Genomic DNA, 20,226 nt, shown 5'->3' on the forward strand with positions numbered 1-20,226 from the left:
TGTCATTAATTAGCACTGCTAGTTTTGGACTATAGACCCGGGACCGGCCCGCTGGGAAGATCCTCCCGACCTTCACCGAGCCATCCGGAGGAGACATGCCCCACGTCCGCGCGCACACCCTCGACGGCACCCGCGGCCCGATCGCCGTACGCGAGTGGCCGCACCCGGCGCCCCGCTACCTGGCCCTGGTGGTGCACGGGTACGGCGAGCACGCGGGCCGGTACGACGGGCTCGCGGCCGTCCTGAACGCGCACGGGGCCGCCGTGTACGGGCCCGACCACGTCGGCCACGGCCGGTCGGCCGGGGAGCGCGTGGTGATCGAGGACTTCGAGGACGTCGTCACCGATGTGCACGGCGCGGCGGACCTCGCCCGCTCCGCCCACCCCGGCCTGCCGCTCGTCCTGGTCGGCCACTCCATGGGCGGGCTGATCGCGGCCCGCTACGCCCAGCGCTACGGCGCCGAGCCGAGCGCGCTGATCCTGTCCGGGCCGGTGATCGGTGCCTGGGAGCTGCCGGGGCGGCTGCTGGCGCTGCCGGAGATCCCGGACGTCCCGGTCAGTCCGGCCGCGCTGTCCCGGGACCCGGCCGTGGGCGCCGCGTACGCCGCCGATCCGCTGGTGTGGCACGGGCCGATGAAGCGCCCGACGCTGGAGGCGTTCGTCCGGACCCTGGAGACCGTCGACAAGGGCGGCGCCGTGGGCGGGCTGCCGCTGCTGTGGCTGCACGGCGACGACGACCGGCTGGTGCCGCTGCCCGGCAGCCGGGCCGGGGTGGAGCGGCTGAGCGGCGGGCGGCTGACCGAGAGGGTCTTCGCCGGGGCACGGCACGAGGTGTTCCACGAGACGGAGCCGGACCGGTCGGCGGCCTTCGCCGAGGTGCGCCGCTTCCTGGACCGTACGCTGCCCGGGTGACCTTCCGACGGGCCGTTCCGGACGGCGGGTTGAGGGGGTCGCCGGAGTCCGCACGCGGCGTGCGCCGGATGGCATGATCGTGCCAGACTGCTGCCCGCACGTCCCGGAGCGACCACCGGGACCGGCGAAGCGGAGGAGCAGCACGTGACGGGGACCGAGCCGGCCGCAGCGCGCATCGACACCACCCGGCCGCATCCGGCCCGGGTGTACGACTGGTTCCTCGGCGGCAAGGACAACTACCCCGTCGACGAGGAACTGGGCCGCCGGATCACGGCGATCGACCAGGGCGCCCTCCGCGCCGCGCGCGCCAACCGGGCGTTCATGCAGCGCGCCGCTCGCGCCCTGGCCGAGGACGGCATCCGCCAGTTCCTGGACATCGGCACCGGCATACCGACCGAGCCCAACCTGCACCAGATCGCGCAGTCGGTGGCCCCGGACAGCCGGGTGGTCTACGTCGACAACGACCCGATCGTCCTCGCCCACGCGAGCGCGCTGCTGCGCGGCACCCCCGAGGGCGTCACGGAGTACGTCCAGGCCGACGCCCGCGATCCGCGTTCCATCCTCGAACAGGCCGCCCGCGTCCTGGACTTCGACCGTCCCGTCGCCCTGTCCCTGATCGCGCTGCTGCACTTCGTGGCCGACGAGGACGGCGCCCACGAGGTGGTCTCCACGCTGGTGGACGCGCTGGCGCCGGGCAGCCGACTGGTGCTGTCGATGATGACGGCGGACTTCGAGCGGGAGAACGTCGAGAAGGGCATCGCCGCCTACGCGGCGGGCGGAGTGACCCTGGTGGCCCGCTCCCGCGACGAGGTGGCCGCGTTCTTCCGGGGCCTCGACCTGCTGGAGCCGGGCGTCGTGTCGGTCGCCGACTGGCGGCCGGCCGGGACACCGGACGACCGCGGCCCCGTCTCGCTCTACGGCGCGGTCGGCGCCAAGCCCGTGCGGGGATGACGCGCCTACAGGCCGAGGACCCGGGAGATGGTCCGCAGCACGCCGTTGTCGTTGTTGGACGGTGCCAGGTGGCGGGCCCGGCTCACGACCTCGGGGTGGGCGCCCGCCATGGCGAAGGACCAGTCGGCCGCGTCGAGCATCTCCAGGTCGTTGAGGTAGTCGCCGAAGACCATGGTCTGCGCGGGCGTGACACCGAGCGCCCGCTGCAGGCCGCGCAGCGCGGTGCCCTTGTTGGCCGTGCGGTTCATGACGTCGACCCAGTGCTCGCTGGAGACGACGACCTGATGGGTCTCGGCGAACTCGGCGAGTGCGGGGGCGGTGGTGTGCTCGGCGGACCCGAAGTCGATCAGCGCGACCTTGATCACATCGTCGTCGACGGCCGTGATGTCCTCCACGACGCGGTGCTCGACGTAGTACCTGCGCACATCCGCCAGGAACGCCTCGTCGGTCCGCTCGACGTACGCCGCCCGCTTGCCGCACACCACGGCGCCCACGTCGACGCCGTCCGCGACCAGCCCCCGCACCTTCCGGACGATCCGCGCGGCCACCGACGTATCGAGGGTGTCGGAGCTGAGTTCCACACCGTCGCGGACCACGTACGTGCCGTTCTCCGCGATGAACACCATGCCCTCGGCGGCCTCGTCGAACTGCCGGGCCAGCGTGGCGTACTGGCGGCCGCTGGCGGGGCTGAACAGCACACCGCGGCGGCGCAGTTCGGCGAGCATCGGCCACAGTCCGTCGGGCATCCGCTTGGCGTCGTCCAGCAGCGTGCCGTCCATGTCGGTGACGATCAGCCGGATGTCGGCGGGGCCCGCGGGCAGGCCGGCGGTGCCGAGGAGGGGTGTGGGCGTGGCGGGCATGGCCTGCTTCCGGTCGGGGGAGGGGTGACGGCGACCAGTGTTCCTCATGCGATCGTTCCTCGTGCGACGCGGTGTCCCGGACCGGGCGGTTCCCGGGACAGCACGATCAACGGGCGGCACAATGACGGCGGGCAACCGTGTGCGAGAAGGGCGGCGACGTGACCGAGGGCTCCGCTACGGCCGGACCGGCGAGACTGAACACCTCCGTGGCGCACAACGCCCGGGTGTGGAACTACTGGATCGGCGGCAAGGACAACTACGAGGTCGACCAGCAGGTCGGCGAGCACGTCGCGGGGATGTTCCCGGTGATCCGCGAGGTGGCCCGCGCGGACCGGGAGTTCCTGGCGCGGGCGGTGACGTTCCTGGCCGCGGAGCGCGGGATCCGGCAGTTCCTGGACATCGGCACGGGCCTGCCGACCGTGGACAACACCCACGAGATCGCGCAGCGCATCGCGCCCGGGTCCCGGATCGTGTACGTCGACAACGACCCGATCGTGCTGGTGCACGCCCGCTCGCTGCTCACCAGCGCGCCCGAGGGCGTCACGGACTACATCGACGCCGACGTGCGCGACCCGGACGCCATCGTGCGGCGCGCCGCCGACACCCTGGACCTGACCCGGCCGGTCGCGCTGATGATGCTGGGCATCCTGAACTTCGTCCTGGACACCGGCGAGGCCCGCGACATCGTGCGGCGGCTGGTGGCGGCCCTGCCGTCCGGCAGCGCCCTGGTCCTCACCCATCCGACCTACGACGGCGACGTGGGCGGCGAGGGCAACCGCGCGGCGATGGAGTTCTGGAACGCCCACGCCACGCCGCCGATCACCGCCCGCGGCCGCGCGGAGACCGCCTCGTTCCTCGACGGCCTGGAGCCGGTCGAGCCGGGCCTGGTGCCCTGCTCGCAGTGGCGCGCCGACCCGGCCGTCGCCGCGCCGGTGCCGCAGTTCGGCGCGGTGGCCGTGAAACCCTGACGCCGGCCCGGGGCCGGCATCCGCGCCCGCGACCGCGCGCAGGCGGACGCGCCCGACGAGGACGTAGCCGAGGAGGACGTATGACCACCCTTGCCGATCCCGTGCCCGGCGGGCGCTCCGAGGATCTGCGCCGGGTCGCCGCGCTCACCGCCGGCCTGGCCGCGCGGGACGTGCGCGGGATCGTCCTCGCGTACGTCGACACCGCGGGCGTCTGCCGGATCAAGACCGTGCCGACGGCCCGGCTGGCGGCGGCCGTGTCCTGGGGTGTCGGCATGTCCCCGGTGTTCGACACCTTCCTCGCGCACGACTCCGTCGTCACCACCGACGTCCTCGGCTCCCCCGACGGCGACCTGCGGCTCTACCCCGACCTCGACCAGCTGGTGGTGCTGGCCGGACAGCCCGGCTGGGCGTGGGCGCCGGTGGACCGGATCACCCAGGAGGGCGCCCGGCACCCCGGCTGTACCCGGACCTTCCTGCGGCGGATCGTGGCCGACGCGGCCGAGCGGCACGGCCTGACGTTCCGGGCCGCGATCGAGGTCGAGTGGTCGCTCGGTCTGGACTCGGCGCCCGCCGGGGAGTTCGTCCCCGCGGTCAGCGGTCCGGCGTACGGCGCGATCCGGCAGGTGGAGCTGAGCGACTGCACCGCCGATCTGCTCGCCGCGTTCGAGGCGCAGGACGTCCCGGTCGACCAGCTCCATCCCGAGTACGCCCCCGGCCAGTTCGAGATCTCGGTGGGCGCCGTGGACCCGGTGGCGGCGGCCGACCGCAGCGTGCTGGTCCGGCAGACGATCCGTGCCGTCGCCGCACGCCACGGCCTGAGGGTCTCCTTCGCGCCGGCGGTGTCCGTCGAGGGCGTCGGCAACGGCGGCCATCTGCACCTGTCCTGTTGGCGCGGCGGGGTGAACCTGCACGCGGGCGGGGAAGGGCGCTACGGCATGACGCCCGAGGCGGAGTCCTTCACGGCCGGGATCCTGGCCCGGCTGCCCGCGCTGACGGCCGTCACCGCGCCGAGCCCGGCCAGTCATCTGCGGCTCAAACCCGCCCAGTGGGCGGGGGTGTTCACCGCGTGGGGCCGGGAGACCCGGGAGGCGGCGCTGCGCGTGGTCACCGGTACGGCGGGCCGCCGGGAGCAGGACGCCAATCTGGAGGTCAAGCCGGTGGACCTGGCCGCCAACCCCTATCTGGCGCTCGGCTGCGTCATCGCCGCGGGCCTCGACGGTCTGGCCGGGGCGCGCACGCTGCCCGAGGAGATCACCGGCGACCCGGCCCGCTACGGCCCGGACGAGGCGGCGGCGCTCGGCGTGCACCGGCTGCCGCGCTCCCTGCCGGAGTCCGTGCGGGAGTTCCGCGCCGACGCGGTGCTGCGGTCCGCGCTGGGCCCGGTGCTCGCGGACGCGGTGAGCGCCGTACGGCTCGGTGAGGCGGCGGCGGCCGAAGGCCTGGACGACGCGCAGGTGGCGGCCGCCTACCGCTGGGTGTACTGACCGTGGCCGCCGCGCCCGGACCGGTCCACGAGGCCCTGGCCGGCCTCGCGCTGGTGGACCACCACTGCCACGGCGCCGTGACGGCCGACCTCACGCCCGGCGAGTTCGCCGCGCTCCTCACCGAGGGCGCGGCCTGGCCCGGCATGTCGCCCTTCGACACGCCCGCGGGCGTGGCCGTGCGCCGGCACTGCGCGCCCCTGCTGGACCTCCCCCGGCACGCGCCGCCGGACGACTACACGGCCCGCCGTACGGAGCTGGGCTGGCGGGAGGTCAACCGCCGCTTCCTGACCGCCGCCAAAGCCGCGGCGTTCTTCGTGGACACCGGCTACACCACCCACCCGCTCACCTCCCCCGCCGAGCTGGGCGCGGCCGCCGGCGCCGCGGCACGGGAGGTCGTACGCCTGGAGCAGGTGGCGGAGGCGGTGGCCGCGCGGGGCGTCGCGGCGCAGGCGTACGCCGAGGAGTTCCGGGCTGCGGCCGCGGCGGCGGTGCGCGGGCCGGGCGTGGTGGCGGTGAAGTCGGTGGCCGCCTACCGCACGGGCTTCGCCCTGGAACCGGCCCGCCCGCCGGCCCGGGAGGTGACGCGGGCCGCGGGGGCCTGGCTGGCGGCGGGCGGGCGCCTGAGCGACCCGGTGCTGGTCCGGCACCTGCTGTGGACCGCCGTGGACCTCGGCCTCCCCCTCCAGCTGCACACCGGCTTCGGCGACGCCGACCTGCGGCTGCACCACGCCGACCCGGCCCTGTTGACCGACTGGCTGCGCCTGACCTCCGGCACGATCCCGGTCCTGCTGCTGCACTGCTGGCCGTACCACCGCCAAGCCGCCTATCTGGCAGCGGTGTTCGAGCAGGTGTACCTGGACGTCGGCCTCGCCCTGCACCACACCGGTCCGGCCCGCTGCCGGGCGGTGCTGGCGGAGGCGCTGGAGATCACCCCGTTCCGGAAGCTGCTGTACAGCTCCGACGCTTACGGCGTGGCCGAATTCCACCATCTCGGCGCCCTCTGCTTCCGCCGGGGGCTCGCCGGTCTCCTCCAGGAACGCGTCGACGCCGACGAGTTGAGCCTGCCCGACGCCCTGCGCATCGCCGCCTGGACGGGCGCCGACAACGCCCGCCGAATCTACGGACAGCCCGCACCCGAACCGGCCCGCGACCCCAGCGAGCGCCCCGCCCGGAAAGTATGATCAAGCAATGTCAGACATGACCGAAACCACGCCCGGCTGGCTCACCTCGGACGAGCTGGAAATGGCCAGGGCCCACATGCCGATCCTGTACGTCGAGGCCGTGCCCGTGCGCGTGGACGACAGCGGCGAGGTCACCAGCATCGGACTGCTGCTGCGCATCGGCCCGGAGGGGACGGTCAGCCGGACCCTGGTCTCCGGCCGCGTCCTGCACCACGAGCGCGTCCGCGACGCCCTGCTGCGCCATCTGGAGAAGGACCTCGGCCCGGTGGCGCTCCCCCGCATCCCGACCTCGCTGCAGCCCTTCACCGTCGCCGAGTACTTTCCGACGGCGGGCATCACGCCGTACCACGACCCGCGCCAGCACGCGGTCTCGCTCGCCTACATCGTCCCGGTCACCGGCGACTGCCGGCCCCGCCAGGACGCGCTGGACCTGGTCTGGTTCACCCCGCAGGAGGCCGCCTCCGCGGCCGTGCAGGGCGAGATGCCGGGCGGACACGCGATGCTGCTGAAGCAGGCGCTCGCCCATGCGGGAGTGGCGGTCTGAGCAGGGTGCCAGGAGCAGCCTGCCGGCCGCCAGGGATCACCGGCAGGCGTTCAGGTTGTGTTCAGGCTCGTGAGCGCCTGTGGCAACAGCTGCACCAGAAGCCCCAAAACAATGGCAAAGGGGGCTGGGGAACGCACAGTTGGACATGCGAGGGTGCGAGCCATGAGCACAGAGCACGTCCTCCAGGACCCGCCACGGGGTCACGCACGCGCGCGTATACGCGAGAGCGCGAACAAGGTGCCGGAGGTCACCGTCTACTTCTGGATCATCAAGGTCCTCACCACCGGCATGGGCGAGACCGCCTCCGACTTCCTGGCCCACCTGTTCGGCCCGATCCCGGCGGTCGGCCTCGGCGGTCTCGCCTTCGTCGCGGCGCTCGTGCTCCAGTTCACCGTCCGCCGGTACGTGGCCTGGATCTACTGGACGGCGATCATCATGGTCAGCGTGTTCGGCACGATGGCCGCCGATGTGCTCCACGTGGGCCTCGGAGTCCCGTACACCCTGTCCACCCCGCTCTTCCTCGTCGCCCTCGCGACCGTGTTCGCGCTCTGGTACGCGAGCGAGCGCACCCTGTCCATCCACTCCATCCGTACGCGCCGCAGGGAGCTCTTCTACTGGGCGGCCGTCCTCGCCACGTTCGCGCTGGGCACCGCCGCGGGCGATCTCACCGCGACCATCGGCCTGGGCTACCTGGGCTCGGCCGTCCTGTTCGCCGTGGCGATCTGCGTCCCGGCCGTCGCCCACCGCGGCGGCCTGCTGGGCGCGGTGACCGCGTTCTGGACGGCGTACGTCATCACCCGCCCGCTCGGCGCCTCCCTCGCGGACTGGATGGCACTGCCCGGCAAGCGCGGCGGCCTCGACTGGGGCCTCGGCCCGGTGACGCTGTCCTGGACGGTGGCGATCGTCGGCTTCGTGGTCTTCCTCGCGCTGACGCGACGGGACACCGCACCCGCCGCCTGACAGCGGCCGTCCCGGACATCCCCGACACGACGCCGGTTCTGCCTCCCGGCCGGTTCCACCACCGGCCGGGAACCCGGTGACCGGCGCCCAGCAGAAAGGGGCCGTGCCAGATCTCTCTGACACGGCCCCTGACTTGCATGCTGTGCAAGTCGGGACGACAGGATTTGAACCTGCGACCCCTTGACCCCCAGGAGTGAGGGTCATGGGAATTACCTGCACATATCAGGCAGAACTAGGGTGTAGGACGTGCGTTCTCGCGCGTATTGTTCAGAGTCGCGTGCACCGTGTGGTCCCCAACTGGTCCCCAGGGCAGCGGTGATAGCGCGGGTATCTGCCTGCTGTAGACCAGCAAGCGTCGGACGGATCATCGAGCCATGTTCGGATGCGTGTTTCAGTGCCGGCAGGTCGTGCGCCCGTCGTTCGTGCTCGCCCGGTGTCGCCCTCGGCAGCAGCGTGAAGCTCACGAATGACTGCGCCCCAGGACGGTGTCCCCGGCTCGTCGGCGGTGGGACGGCGGGGCCCGCATCATCGCTGGCGGGGTTCGTTCACATGATCGCTGCTTGCCGCCGGACGCGCATGGGAAGGAAGCGCCGGCGCGCGGTGCACGGGGTCTTCGGGGGAGGCCAGAGACCAAAATCGGCCGTCAATCTCCACGACTGGCTTGTCGGCCCCGGGCGCAGCCGGTGCGACGCGCGCGCTGATGAGCTCCCCTTCCCCGGGGATGGGGAGGCCGAGCTGACGGGCGATGTGCCGGTGCGAATCGTAGTCGCCCATGATGAGGATTCCCTCGTCCCGAAGTGCTGAGCGGGATCCGCCGTTTCCGCGGAGGCGCTTCATGTAGTCCCGCTGCTGCACCACGGTACGGACGGCGTTGCGTCCGATCGGGCGCCGCTGGACGCGCCGAAACAACTCGTTGAGCCGAGCCTGGCCCGAACTGCTCATGAAGACCGCCTCCCGGTCGGCGTCGGAGATGTGCAGGAGGACGTTCTCCGCGAGCGCGGCGTCGCGCCAGAGCCAAAGGATCTTGTCGCGGTGCACTGCCTTGAGCGTGGCCTTCAGGTCTCGGTTGACCCCGGTGTTGAGCCACTCCTGGTTGACGCGCAGCAATCCGACGCTCCACTGGCTCTGGTAGTCGTTCACCCAGACCAGAAGGCAGAGGTGACCCAGCGTTTCTCGAGGGAGCATCCACCCGCCGAATTGGAGGCTGACCCGGCAGTCCACGTCGACGCCGGCGATGCGGAAGTCCATAGCCTGACCGTCCTCGAAGCGAAACTCGCGCTGGATCGCGATTTCCACCAGAGTTCCGAGGTGCGTCTTCTCCGTTTTGGTCAGGTGCTTCAAGTCGTAGCGGCCCGTAACCTCGCCGTTCAACACCTCGTCGATGACATCCCGTAGGACACGCCCCATGCGTACACCGCCCGGGTCCAAATCCCGCACTGCGCGGTAGGCCACGAGGAGCTCCTCGTCGTCCGCACTCGCGCTCGTCAGCCTGTCCAGCACCTCACCCGCGCTGGCCGGGCGGTCCTCACGGTTGATCGCCAGAAGGTCCGTGACCAGCGCTTCGAGTTCGGGCGGGAAGCCGGAGGGCAGTTCCGGCCGGGGACGCGAGCCTCGGTACTCCGCTGCCTCACGTGGGATGGGCGATGACATGACCGGCGCCACGCCGGTGGCCATGGCGTAGAGCAGACAGCCCAGTGCGTACAGGTCGCTTCGATGGTCGACGGCGACGTTCTCGAAGAGTTCCTCGGGCGACCGGTAGGCAGGCAGGAAGTCGGAGGAACTGCGGGTGGGTCGTAGCCCGCCCAAGTCGATGCTCAGCAGGCCGCGGACGCACAGACCGGGATCGGTCACAAGTACCTGCCCGTCACGGCGCAACACTAGGGCTGAGGGGCTGAGGTCCAGGTGAAGCAGGCCGTTCCGATGGAGCTCGGCAAGTATCCCGGCGATCTGCCGGCCGACTCCTCTAATCTTTTCCACTAGCAGAGTGCTGGGTGCGAGTTTAAGCAGTTGCCCCAGGTCGTCGCCGTCGACAGCATCCGTCACGAGGTACGGACGGCTGTCGTGCAGCCCGTAGCCGCGGACCCGCACCAATCCCTGAATGTCGAGTGCGGCCAACTGCTCCGCGACGGCGAGGAAGTTCTCCTCTCCGGACGCCGTGGCCGTCCTCGGTGTGTTGAAGAGCTTGAGAACGACCTCCCTGCCCTGCTGCTCATCCGTCGCCCGCCAGGTGGTTGACGTCGCTCCGACATGTCGCCGCTGGGTCAGCCGGTAGCGTCCCTCGACCAACGTTTCCAACGCATCGGCGGGATTGCTCGGGCCACGGGTCGGCTTCCGTGCGGTCTCCTCTGAAACTTCTACCGAAGGTTCCCCGTACCGACGGCCTCCCCCTGCCGTGCTCTCGCCCGACACCGCAACGGGGAACTCCCGTGCCGAAGCTCGGTCGACCGTCGGGCCCCGGAAGGCAACGGCGAACGCCTCGGCCAAGGCGGCGACGGAGGGCCTGCGGGTGGGGTCGTGCTCCAGACAATGCCAAAGCGACTGCAGGAGCACCGGGTTGATCCCGGAGTTGGCCACGGGGTCGTGTTCGGAGCTGTCGGCCTTCGGGTCACTCCACTGTCCCGAGAGAAAGGCCAGCAGCAGCGCCCCGACGGCGTACGCATCGCTCTGCGGCGTGAGGGAGCGCTCTTCGTCGTCCGCCTCCAGGTAGGTGTCACTGAGTGGCAACACGTCGCGGTGGGCGCTGTCGACTCCATCGATGGTCGCGGTCGCCCAGCCGACCAGCCGGACGTCGCGATCGGTCACGAGAACGGACCGAGGGGAGAGCGAGCCGTGCACGAGCCCCCGGGAGTGCGCGAGGGCAACGGCCTCCGTCAAGCCGAGCCCGATCCGCAAGAAGAGCTCCTCTGGGACCGTCCCCCCGTGTTCGTCGAGGATGACGCGCAAGTTTGGTGCGGGCGGTGAGGACGGCGCGTCTGCGCGGCGGTGGACGCAACTCGTCGCGACCCACGGCAGCTCCCCTGCGGTGTTCGCCGCCGCGCCGAGGAGTGCGGGGACAAGCGTGCCCTGCATGCGCGTCAGGCACTCGGCTTCCGTCCGGACGAGGTCCAGCGCGGTTCCCGGGTCGCGGGTATACAGCATGACCGGCGCTCGGACCATGGCGACGGTGCCGTCCTCGTCCTCGGCCAGGTACATCGTCAGGTGGGGCCAACCGTGGGCACTGCGTGCACGGAGCCGGAACCGACCGAGCTGCACCGGGTCCTCCGGCAAGAGCTCTATCCAGCCGGCTGGCAGGGTTTCACCGGGGGCGTCTTCGTACGCCTCGTCAGTCCCGGCAGCTGAGTCCTGGGAGCCGGCGGAACCTCCGGTCTCGCCCCTGGGGACACGGCGCCGTTCCGGCCCGAGCGCCACCGGCTCGGAACCGGCGGACGGGATGCCGAGCCGCGTTAGCACCTGCTCGCGAAGCCAGCCGAAGGAGCGCCCGGTGTCGTCGATGGCGGCTGGGCCGTTCGGGTGCCCGACCCATGCCGGGAAGACCGGGGCGCGGCCGACGGCGGCCTCAATGCGTCGCGTCACGGCCTCGGCGGTGCGCAGCAGTTCCCTCGGGGAGACGGCGCTGAGGAGAACCTGCCGGGCGTCGTCCGTGAAGTCGAACCGCCGGTGGTGCGGCAGACGATCCGCCCCCTCGGCGTCGAGCTCGTGCATCAAGCCCCCCAGGAACACTTCCATGAGGTGGCCGATGTCTGTCGGTGGCCCGAGGGCGGCCTGCACAAGGCGCATCACGGGCGGTGTGGCGGGGACGACGGCCGCCATATGGGCCGCGAGCCGATACGCGTCGGCGGACGCAGCCTCCCTGAATCGGAGTACCGCTTCGTCGGCATCGCCGTCCCGGGCGTCGGCCACGGTCCGGTTGGAATCGAGACGGCTGGCGTCCCAGAGCGGGAGGAGCGCTGTGCCGCCGGGCGAGGCAACGAGCCACGCCCAGTCGGCGACGGCCGCAGGGGTCGGCGCGAGAACGGGGACGGGTACAGAGTCGAAGCGGACGAGGTCCGGCGGCAGATCCGGGTCGGTGACGTGCCAGGCGCGGGTGGGGCCGCCGCGGCGATGGGTGGTGACCTGCCAGCGCCGTGCGCCGATGCCGGTGCTCGCCCAGAGCCGGGAAGGCAGTGCCTGGATGATCGCAGTGGGACCGCAACGTCCCCAGTGGTCCATCACCTGGCGCATCCCACCGTCCCGCCAGGCTTCGCCCACACCGTCACTGACGACCAGCACGAGGGTGTTGCCGGTCGGGTCGCACAGGGCCTCCGGCGTAAAGAGCCGACCGCGGTAGCGGTACGGGCTGGTCCGCAGGGACGGAGGGCCGTTGCGCGTATCAAGTCCGTGCACGCGCACGTCTCGGAAGGCCCCGGCACGTTCCATCAGCGCCCGGACGTCGGCGGCGAGCCGCTGCCAGAGGACCATGGAGACGCCGTCGTCAACTACGAGGGCCAGGGACAGCCAGCGGGTGCGCACCGCTCTGGTGACGGTCTCGGGCACGCCCGTGTCAGCGATGGCAGCGACGGTCCGTGTGACGTCGAGTTCCTGCTGGCGCCGGTCGGGGAAGCGCTGCCGCAGCGGCCGGAGGGACTTGCCGAGCCGGAGCTGCCCGGCGCCGAGGGTACTGCTGTCCGGGGTGCGGACTGCGACCGCCGGCGACAGGCCCGCGGGCGCCTGCGCGTCTTCGTCGAGACTGGGCTGCGCCGAGGCCAACAGCGATCGCTCGGATCGCTTCTTCGTGGACTCCGCAGCGGTCGGCTCTGGTGCGGGCTCCACGGTCTCGGCCGCCGCCACCGTCGGCCCGTCGCGGTGCGGCTCTCCGTGCCGCTCCGAGGTCGCAGCGGCCACGCCAGCGGAGCGCGCCAGGGGCCTGGAGTCCCGAGGCAGCTTCCCGGCGAGCCACATGGCGTCGAGGAGTTCCTCGTGGGAGAGCTCCACCCCGCTCTCGGCCAGGACCTTCGTCACGCGCGAGAACACGGCGTCACACAGCCCCGCCGAGACGGTGCAGGACGCTTTGGAGAAGGGAAGCCGCGTCGAGGTTCACACCACCCTTGCGGAGGAAGACGGCGTTGAGCAGCTGATCGGTGGCCAGTTCGCCCTCGGCACGGCGCTCGAGGAACTCCCGCAGTAGGTCGTCGGTGTCGTCCAGGGCGTCGGGACCGAGGTGCGCGGCAACAATCTCCCGAAGCCGTTGCTCGTTGGGCTCGGGGAGATCGAGGCGGACGCAGCGCCGCAGGAAGGCGGGCGGGAATTCCCGTTCGCCGTTGCTGGTGATGACTACGACCGGGAACTCACTGCAGCGGACGTGGCCGCGCGTGACCGGGGTGGTCTCATCCAGGTCATCGGTCCGAACGTGTACCGGTGCCTGACTCGCGGGCAGCCGGGTGAGTTCGGAGATGGCGAACTCACCCTCCTCGAAAACGGTCAGCAAGTCGTTGGGCAGGTCGACGTCACCCTTGTCCAGCTCATCGATGAGCAGCACGCGGGGGCGCTCCCGGGGCACAAGCGCATTGCCCAGAGGGCCGAGCCGGATGTACTGGCCGATGTCTGGTTCCGTGCCGTCCCCGTCCCCGTCCCCGTCCCCGTCCCCGTCCCGCCGTAGGGTCGCCTCGCGCAGCCGGCCGACGGCGTCGTAGTGATATAGGGCGTCCTGAAGAGTTGAGCGGCTGTTCACCGGCCACTGCAGGACGCGGCCGAGCGCGAGTTCGTGAGCGATGGCGTGGGCCAGCGAGGACTTGCCCGTACCAGGCTGCCCGGTCACCAGGAGGGGCCGGCGCAGGTGAAGTGCCGCGTTCACCACCTCCACCTCGTCGGGGTCGATGAGGTACGGCCGCTGATACGGAATCCTGTCACCGGTCACGGTCTCCTGACGGTCGAAACGGCGCCACGGGGGTGCAGCGGGGAACGGCACCTCACGGCGTTCCCCGTCTCCGCGGAACAGCCACCAGTCGTCGCCTCCGCCGTTGGAGGATGAAAGCCGAGGGCTTGTACCAGCCAGGGGCTCTGAGGTGGTCATGACGCGTGCGATCCTCTCCAGGGGTCTCTCAGTTGAAGCGACTCAGTCCGTGGGAGACAGCCTTCCGGTTCCCACACGAGGGAGGGCCGTGCCCGCCGCTCCGCCGGGCAAGCCGCCGAGTCGCTCCGGAAGACCCGGACTCGCTCGGGAAGTCCCTCCAGATCGCCAGCGGGAGCCAGGCCCTCCAGTCTGCCTGCGTCCTCGTAGCCGGTGGCCTCACGGTCCCACAGCACAACCGGGACGCCCAGGACGAGACATGTCAGCAACCAGGACCGGCGCTCGTTGGCAGGGCCGTGGAGGACCACCCGTGCGGTATCACGATGCTTGGTCTTCAGCAGATTCACGAGCTGCCTGGCGTCGCCGGACGTCTGGCTGGTGACGAGCACTGAGGCGCGTCCGTTCTTCCACCGGCGTACCTGGTCGCCTTCGCGTTGCGGCCTCTGGTCACTGAGTTCCGGGCAGCTCAGGGAGACGCGGTAGTCCCCTCCGATCGGCCACGCGGGAAGGATGTTGTCGAGCGCTCCGGGCTCCCATTCGTCGACTGCCAAGTCGAGCCCCGCCCGGTCGACCACGACGGTCACCCACGGCGCATGGTCGCCTTGCCCCGGCTCCTGAGTCACGGCGAAGACTGCTTCGCTCAGGCTGCTTGCCGCCTCTCGCGGGGTCTTGGGCTCTGACTCCGCCTCCTTGAGCACGCGGTACGAACCGTCGTCGCGGACAAGCAGAATTCGGACCCGGTACCGGTCGCCCCCGGCGGCGGGGTCGTGTGCCAACTCCATCACGACCCGCGACACCGGCGACGCTGCCCGCTTCGCCCACTGGGCGGCGTCCGCACGCCGCTCGCCCAGTGCCCCAGCGTGGATACCGAGCCGCCGGGCGGTCTTCCCTGACCACGCGCGCAGGTCGTCGCCCAGTCCGTCGCCCATGGCCGCCGCCACGTACTCGACGAGCCGCAGTAGGGCCGGCACCGGCGGGGCGCCCTCGGGGCCGCTCACACCATCGGACAGATCCTCCAAGCCCTCGACCACGCCGAAGACATCGTCCTCGCCGAGCTGCGGACGGGTGAGGATCTCCGGAAGTACGACGTACCGCAGCGCCTCACCGGCTGTTCGGGGCAGCAGCGCCGGCTGCTTCTCGCAGACCTGGCGCAGCAGGCCGATCAGGGCGTCGTACTCGTTCACGGAGAGCAGCAACCCGCAGTCGAGTGCCCTGGCCCACGAGAACAGATGAGTCAGAGCGGCGCGGGCTGTCCCCTGCACACTGCTCGCGAGGGCTTCGCCGAGCGAGGCGAGCGCCCGGGGATGCGCCATGAGGAGCGCAACGAGGTCCGCAGCAGTGGGCTCATAGCCCTCGGCCTCGTAGCCCAGTTCGCGCGCCAGGGCCCGGGCGTGATCGACACGAACGCCGGGATACGAGAACAACGGTGCGAGCAGCTTCTCCAGTTCACGCTCAGCGGGTGTGCGCTCGGCGACGGGCCTGGCCTCGGGCAGGGACGCGCCGATCGCACTCAGCTCGGGAGACCGACCGGTTTGCTCCTCGACATGGGACGCAAAGCCGCCGTCTCCAGAGAAGGAGGACACGGGCAGGGCAATCAGCCGACGGGCTCCGTAGGCGTGGTCCTCCTCGGTCACGACGCCGACGAGATGACCGCCGCAGAAGATCGCCGCCCCCGAGGCCCCGCCCCACGCGTTCCCGCCGTCGGTACGGGCGGTGGGGGCCGGTCCCTGGTCGAGGACGTAACGGTCCTTACCTCCGGAGAGGACCGGTAGGACACCGCGCAGGTGCTCCGGCGCCCGGGTCTCCCCTTTGGCGGCCCAGGGATAGCCAAGACCCTCGTACGGCAGTGGCGCGGTGCTGGCTGGGCAGCCCCAGCGAACGGAGCCGGGCAGATCGATCTCACGGTCAATGCGCAGCAGCGCGACGTCCAGTCCGTCCGGGTGGGCCCAGAGCAGTTCCGCGTCCACGCGCGTCGTCTCGCCGTCGAGATGGTGGCCTACGCGCACGGTGATGACCGGCCACAACGTTCCCGTGTCGCGATCCTCCAACACGTGGCGGGCGGTCAGCACGAGCCGCGGAGCGATCAGATAGCCGGAGCCGACGGTGAGCCGCCCCTCGACTGTGTCTCCGCTGCGGATCAGCGCCAGTCTGCGCGGATCCATGTCACTCCTCGTCCAGCGACCCGAACTCATCGTCGCCGATCTCGGGGCGCGCGCCTCCGAAGGCCCGGTCCTTAACTGACAGCTTCAGCACCAGCTTGTGGGTACGGACGGTGGATTGCTCGCCCCCCGCGCCGACCGCAACCACGCCGAAGGAAAGCTTGCCGTCTCCCTTGGCGGACTTGCGCAGTTCGAGCTGCAGCTCCAGCGCCGCCTCTTCAACGCCGAAGGAAAACTGCTGGTTGACACCAAGCCGCTGCGCCTCGTACAGCTCCTGCCGCAGCTCCTCGATAGCTGCGGCCAGACCGATAGTCGACAACTTCGCCCCGCCCCCGGTTCAAGCAAATCAGAAAAACAGTGGGTCGCCGGTACGGTACAACGCTCGCGAGACACCGCAAACCACGGTCACGGACAATGACTTGTGGAAGGAGCCGTCCACGGCATGCCACCGCGGGAGAATGAGTCCACCGCGTCTGGTCGATCTGGTCAGCGATGCCCACTTTGCTGGCTATGACGGGAAGCCGGCGCAGGACGTGCTGCCCACTTCGCGTGGCTCCAGCACGCCGTCTCGAAGCTGGCCGCCCACGGACGACCGTAGCCCTTGCCAACGGCTCGCGCTCCTCGCCCAGAGTCGAGCCTCAGATCCGCCAGTCGATGTTGGAAGCGGACCGGGTCGCCGGCATAGTTGCATTGCCGCCCCAACTCTTCGGGACGACCCAGATCCCGACCTGCCTGTGATTCCTGACCAAAGGCAAGTCCCGAGGCCCTTGGCCTCCTGCAGGTTCACAAACACGAGCAGGAACGCCTCCTCCCAGCAACATCAACGACCCGGCGCCAGCCGCGTGGCCCGTGTCCAAGATCCCGGATCAAGCTCTGTCACGGCGCCTGACAGTGAGGCCCGAGATTATCGTCGCTAAGGAGGTCGACCTGCTGGGCGCATCCACTCTCTTCCCGGGTCTTCACCACGGCCGACCCTGCCATGCAGATCCGTGCACTGACCACTGGTCCCCAGAGCTGGTCCCCAAGCCAACATCGCCGAGCCCTCACCCCAGTTGGAGGAGTGGACGCTTGTGTCAGCGCTCGGGGCATCCGTGACGCCGTGGCACCATCGCCGAGGAAGAAGAACGCAGACTCCGGAGCGACGTGCGGCCGTCGAAAAGGTGCTGAGGGCGGCGGCAAGTTCAGCAAGCGATGCCCCAGAAACCGGGTCCAGCCGCAGCAGTCGGCGAAGGAAGAGGACGGGCGAGTAACCACCCTTACATCACACGCCTATACGAATACCGATCCTTGATGAAGTGAGCGTGGTAGCGGCCTTTGCTCGGAGCATTCATGAACGCGGCATATACCGACTGCGTAACACCGTAGTACTGGTACACAGTTCCACTATGGAACCCAACCTCAAGAATCGATCCTTCGAGATCATAACCTATCGAAGCAACGTTACTCGAGACGACAGGCTGTCGCCGCAAGATCCCTCCTACTGATATTAGTCTGACTGCCTTGATATTGCCCTAGTCGATCGTGTAGATCCTCTCCCCCTCCTGGTTTTCCACCCACACATCGCCGTCATCGCAAATCGTGACGGTAATCGTGCCGTTGAATCGCGTGGAGAGCACCTTCGCACCGTGGCTCTTGTATTCGTCGGAGGCGTCGGTGTCGGGCTTCTTGCCGACCGAGCAGATCACGACTTCCGGTGTCATGGCGTCCACGGCCTCCTTGTGGTATCCAGACTCCCGGCCGTGGTGCGACGCCTTGAGGATGTCGCACTTGATCGCGTCCTCCCCAGGATCGTCCAGGATGGACTTCCAGGCAGCCGCCTCAGCGTCGCCAGGCAGGATCACCGTACGGCCGGCGTGCGTCAGCTTCAGGACGTAGGAGCAGTCGTTGTAGCTCCCGCTTGCAGCGCAGCCGTCGATCAACTCTGGCGTGGGCGACAGGATCTCGATGTTGTCGTCGGTCCAGTACTCCCCAGTCCAGCCCCTGAATTTGTTCAGGACCTTGAGGGTGCTGCCGTCCGGCCCCTTTCCCTTGCGTAGGTTCTCGTACGCCTGCCAGTCGGCGTAGTCGAACGGCCCGTAGTCAAAGTCGGATTCCTTGAACGTCTTGTCGTGGTTGACATCCCAGAAGTTGACCAGATCCGCCTTCTCGTCCCAGAAGATCCGATGCAGACCGCTCATGTGATCCATGTCGGGGTGCGTTTGGATGTAGCGGAAGAGGCTCTTGCCTGGGAAGTTTTCCTTGAAGTAGTCAGCCGGATCGACCAGCAGGGACTTGTAGTACTCCTCCCAAGAGCGGAACTTGCCCTTGATGAATCGCGCCTGGTGCCGGAAGTCGTACAGGGAGATGCCCTTGGCGAGGGCCAGAGCCTTCTCATCCTCCTCGGGAAGCTTCTTCGAATTATTTATGTCGATCATCATGATCCTGCCCGAGGGCAGCTCAACGATCGTGCAGTCTCCGTGCCCCACGTTGAGGAAATGAATCTTCATCACAGTTGTTCCACCACTCCGTTCAAGATCGTGCAGACTCACGCGTTCGGATCCGACACAGTCGCAGCTGCGTCAGCTTTCAACGTGACGGCGGACTGCAACAACTGCTGGGCGTATTTGTTTGCCGCTTCTCGCACCCGCCCTGGAGAAGGCCAAAGACACCAGTAGATGAAGAATGCGAAGCACACAGCCACGCCGAACAAATTCTCGGCCCTTATGCCGTCCTGGTGCCGCCCGAGCGACAACCACGCCATGTAGGCACCCACAACCAGGACTCCACCGAGGCTGATGCCGCGGCCGATCCAGCGAACCCCATACAGGTTGCGCGCAAACCCGTAGTTGCGGTTCTCGTTGAACAACAGCTTGAACTTCTCGTTGTCCCGCGTGCGGTCTCGCACCTGGCCAATAGCCGTTGCAATCGCTTGGTCGGCTCGCAAAGGATTCGCGCGCTCCGCTCGCAGGCTCAGAAGCTCTACACGGGACACTTCCGCTACTGCCTTGCGCCACAGGTCCCGCTGGACCTCGTTGCCCGAGGGCTCCCGCAGCCTCAGCCACGCCGTGGTCGGCGGGCCACCCCAGCTGGCCCAAAGGGTCTTCTCGGCCTTTCGGCCTTTCTGACGGACTATGTCAGCCACCGCAACGGGGGTGCCGATGAGGACCACCGCGCCCATGGCGTAGGACACCGTTGGGAGCTGACGCAAGCTCAGCACCGACAGCAGAATCGCCACCGGAAAGATCGCAAGCAGACCGGGCACGAGTCGCGCCCGACGCTCGTACTCGTCGAGCCACACCACGGTCAGACACCCCCGGCGGCAGTCTGCTCGTGACGGTTCCCGCTGCGGTTCCCGTGCCGGAGGGCGGTGGCATTGCGCCCCCTGGACGCCTCCCCGACTGAGAGGAAGCCGATCTCGTTTCGCACGTTGGTTCCTTGGCGTATAGGCGCGTTGGCGTATCACACAAAGAGACGGCCGCCGCACCCCGTGCCTTCGGCCAATCACTCCACACAGTAGCCCCACATACCGACATTCGCTCACGCTCCGTCAAGTTCGGGACAGACAAAGGGAGTAGACCACCCATGCTCCTGACTGTTTGTGATCACTCTTGTCGACTGGTGACCGTACGCATCTCTCGCTCCAGCACCCACACGAACGTCACGCCCTCCTTGAGGAACGTCCATTTTCGTAAGCAACTTCGACGCTCGGCGACGGAGCCGATGCGGTGAGCTACGCATGCCGCGGCCGGCATGAACCAGCGAGGTAGTCCAAGACCTTCATGTAGCGGATACCGCAATCGCCGTACCAAAGTTCAGCCCGAAAGTCCTTGGTCGGCCCGGCAAGCGCGGACACTGGGGCGGGTGCTCTGCAACTTGCCGTCGACGGCAACTTCCAGCGACAACGCGTCGTGACCGCCATGGGTTCGAACTACCACGCGGCTGTAGACGCTGGGTCGGTCAGAACCTCCGGGTACGCGTCCAGCATGGAGACACAGAAGAAGCCCAGCAGCGGGCTGGTCGACACAAAGCGGTACTTCCTACCGGACTGTGGCGACGAACCTCACGCCTCGGCCGTCCGCCGGTCCCTGTGTCCAGGGCGCGAGCTATACCGCAACGCGGGCATCCTCTCAGCCGAGTTGTGTCCGACCCCCAGGTCGTGTCCCTTGTCGTGGTGTTGGGGATC

Annotated in this window: 16 protein-coding genes; 8 read left to right on the top strand and 8 right to left on the bottom strand. The window is 69.4% G+C overall.

Going from position 1 to position 20,226, the window contains the following annotated elements:
- Positions 1-95: 95 nt before the first annotated feature.
- A complete protein-coding gene (locus BIV25_RS09090; protein ID WP_071371675.1) occupies positions 96-911 on the top strand; it encodes an alpha/beta hydrolase in 816 nt (271 codons plus the stop codon).
- Between the two features lie 144 nt (positions 912-1,055).
- A complete protein-coding gene (locus tag BIV25_RS09095; RefSeq protein WP_071371676.1) occupies positions 1,056-1,862 on the top strand; it encodes an SAM-dependent methyltransferase in 807 nt (268 codons plus the stop codon).
- Positions 1,863-1,867: 5 nt separating this feature from the next.
- Here the strand turns inward: BIV25_RS09095 and BIV25_RS09100 are convergent, their stop codons facing one another.
- Positions 1,868-2,722 (bottom strand): Cof-type HAD-IIB family hydrolase, encoded by an 855-nt coding sequence (locus BIV25_RS09100; RefSeq protein ID WP_071371677.1) that lies wholly within the window; start codon positions 2,720-2,722, stop codon positions 1,868-1,870.
- 158 nt (positions 2,723-2,880) lie between these two features.
- Here BIV25_RS09100 and BIV25_RS09105 point away from each other — a divergent pair, with 158 nt between their 5' ends.
- The 5 genes from BIV25_RS09105 to BIV25_RS09125 all read left to right on the top strand — a co-directional run bounded on the left by BIV25_RS09105 (position 2,881) and on the right by BIV25_RS09125 (position 7,859).
- Positions 2,881-3,690 carry an SAM-dependent methyltransferase gene (locus tag BIV25_RS09105; protein ID WP_071371697.1) on the top strand — a complete coding sequence of 270 codons (810 nt, stop codon included), beginning with the start codon at positions 2,881-2,883 and terminating at the stop codon, positions 3,688-3,690.
- An 80-nt stretch (positions 3,691-3,770) separates the two neighbouring features.
- Complete coding sequence (locus BIV25_RS09110) at positions 3,771-5,174, top strand: glutamine synthetase family protein (protein ID WP_071371678.1); 1,404 nt, start codon at positions 3,771-3,773, stop codon at positions 5,172-5,174.
- A gap of 2 nt (positions 5,175-5,176) precedes the next feature.
- A complete protein-coding gene (locus BIV25_RS09115; RefSeq protein ID WP_071371679.1) occupies positions 5,177-6,355 on the top strand; it encodes an amidohydrolase family protein in 1,179 nt (392 codons plus the stop codon).
- A 16-nt stretch (positions 6,356-6,371) separates the two neighbouring features.
- Entirely contained in the window at positions 6,372-6,899 is a 528-nt protein-coding gene (locus tag BIV25_RS09120; RefSeq protein ID WP_071371680.1) for an NUDIX hydrolase family protein, read from the top strand.
- Between the two features lie 162 nt (positions 6,900-7,061).
- Positions 7,062-7,859 carry a hypothetical protein gene (locus tag BIV25_RS09125; protein WP_071371681.1) on the top strand — a complete coding sequence of 266 codons (798 nt, stop codon included), beginning with the start codon at positions 7,062-7,064 and terminating at the stop codon, positions 7,857-7,859.
- A gap of 525 nt (positions 7,860-8,384) precedes the next feature.
- On the opposite strand, the gene BIV25_RS46590 is transcribed toward BIV25_RS09125, so the two are convergent.
- The 4 genes from BIV25_RS46590 to BIV25_RS09145 are packed head-to-tail and all read right to left on the bottom strand — an operon-like array spanning position 8,385 to position 16,383.
- The gene (locus tag BIV25_RS46590) at positions 8,385-12,857 is read right to left on the bottom strand and encodes a NaeI family type II restriction endonuclease (RefSeq protein WP_143076597.1); all 4,473 of its coding nucleotides are present in this window, start codon (positions 12,855-12,857) and stop codon (positions 8,385-8,387) included.
- 16 nt (positions 12,858-12,873) lie between these two features.
- Positions 12,874-13,908 (bottom strand): MoxR family ATPase, encoded by a 1,035-nt coding sequence (locus tag BIV25_RS09135; protein ID WP_079176519.1) that lies wholly within the window; start codon positions 13,906-13,908, stop codon positions 12,874-12,876.
- Positions 13,905-16,097, bottom strand: a complete 2,193-nt coding sequence (locus BIV25_RS09140) for a serine protease (RefSeq protein WP_079176520.1) — start codon at positions 16,095-16,097, stop codon at positions 13,905-13,907. The genes BIV25_RS09135 and BIV25_RS09140 overlap by 4 nt, the downstream gene beginning before the upstream one ends.
- Complete coding sequence (locus tag BIV25_RS09145) at positions 16,069-16,383, bottom strand: trypco2 family protein (RefSeq protein WP_071371683.1); 315 nt, start codon at positions 16,381-16,383, stop codon at positions 16,069-16,071. Before BIV25_RS09145 ends, BIV25_RS09140 begins: the two co-directional genes overlap by 29 nt.
- 191 nt (positions 16,384-16,574) lie before the next feature.
- Here BIV25_RS09145 and BIV25_RS54255 point away from each other — a divergent pair, with 191 nt between their 5' ends.
- Positions 16,575-16,802 carry an N-6 DNA methylase gene (locus BIV25_RS54255; RefSeq protein ID WP_371273006.1) on the top strand — a complete coding sequence of 76 codons (228 nt, stop codon included), beginning with the start codon at positions 16,575-16,577 and terminating at the stop codon, positions 16,800-16,802.
- 518 nt (positions 16,803-17,320) lie between these two features.
- On the opposite strand, the gene BIV25_RS46600 is transcribed toward BIV25_RS54255, so the two are convergent.
- The 3 genes from BIV25_RS46600 to BIV25_RS09155 are packed head-to-tail and all read right to left on the bottom strand — an operon-like array spanning position 17,321 to position 19,344.
- Positions 17,321-17,533, bottom strand: coding sequence for a KTSC domain-containing protein (locus BIV25_RS46600; RefSeq protein WP_079176522.1), 213 nt, complete (start codon positions 17,531-17,533; stop codon positions 17,321-17,323).
- Positions 17,534-17,575: 42 nt separating this feature from the next.
- A complete protein-coding gene (locus BIV25_RS09150; protein ID WP_218158449.1) occupies positions 17,576-18,550 on the bottom strand; it encodes a ComEC/Rec2 family competence protein in 975 nt (324 codons plus the stop codon).
- Positions 18,551-18,588: 38 nt separating this feature from the next.
- Positions 18,589-19,344: a hypothetical protein gene (locus BIV25_RS09155; RefSeq protein ID WP_071371685.1), complete on the bottom strand. Its 756-nt coding sequence runs from the start codon at positions 19,342-19,344 to the stop codon at positions 18,589-18,591.
- Positions 19,345-20,226: the final 882 nt, after the last annotated feature.

This window comes from Streptomyces sp. MUSC 14, assembly GCF_001866675.1.
In the GTDB taxonomy this organism is placed as follows: domain Bacteria; phylum Actinomycetota; class Actinomycetes; order Streptomycetales; family Streptomycetaceae; genus Streptomyces.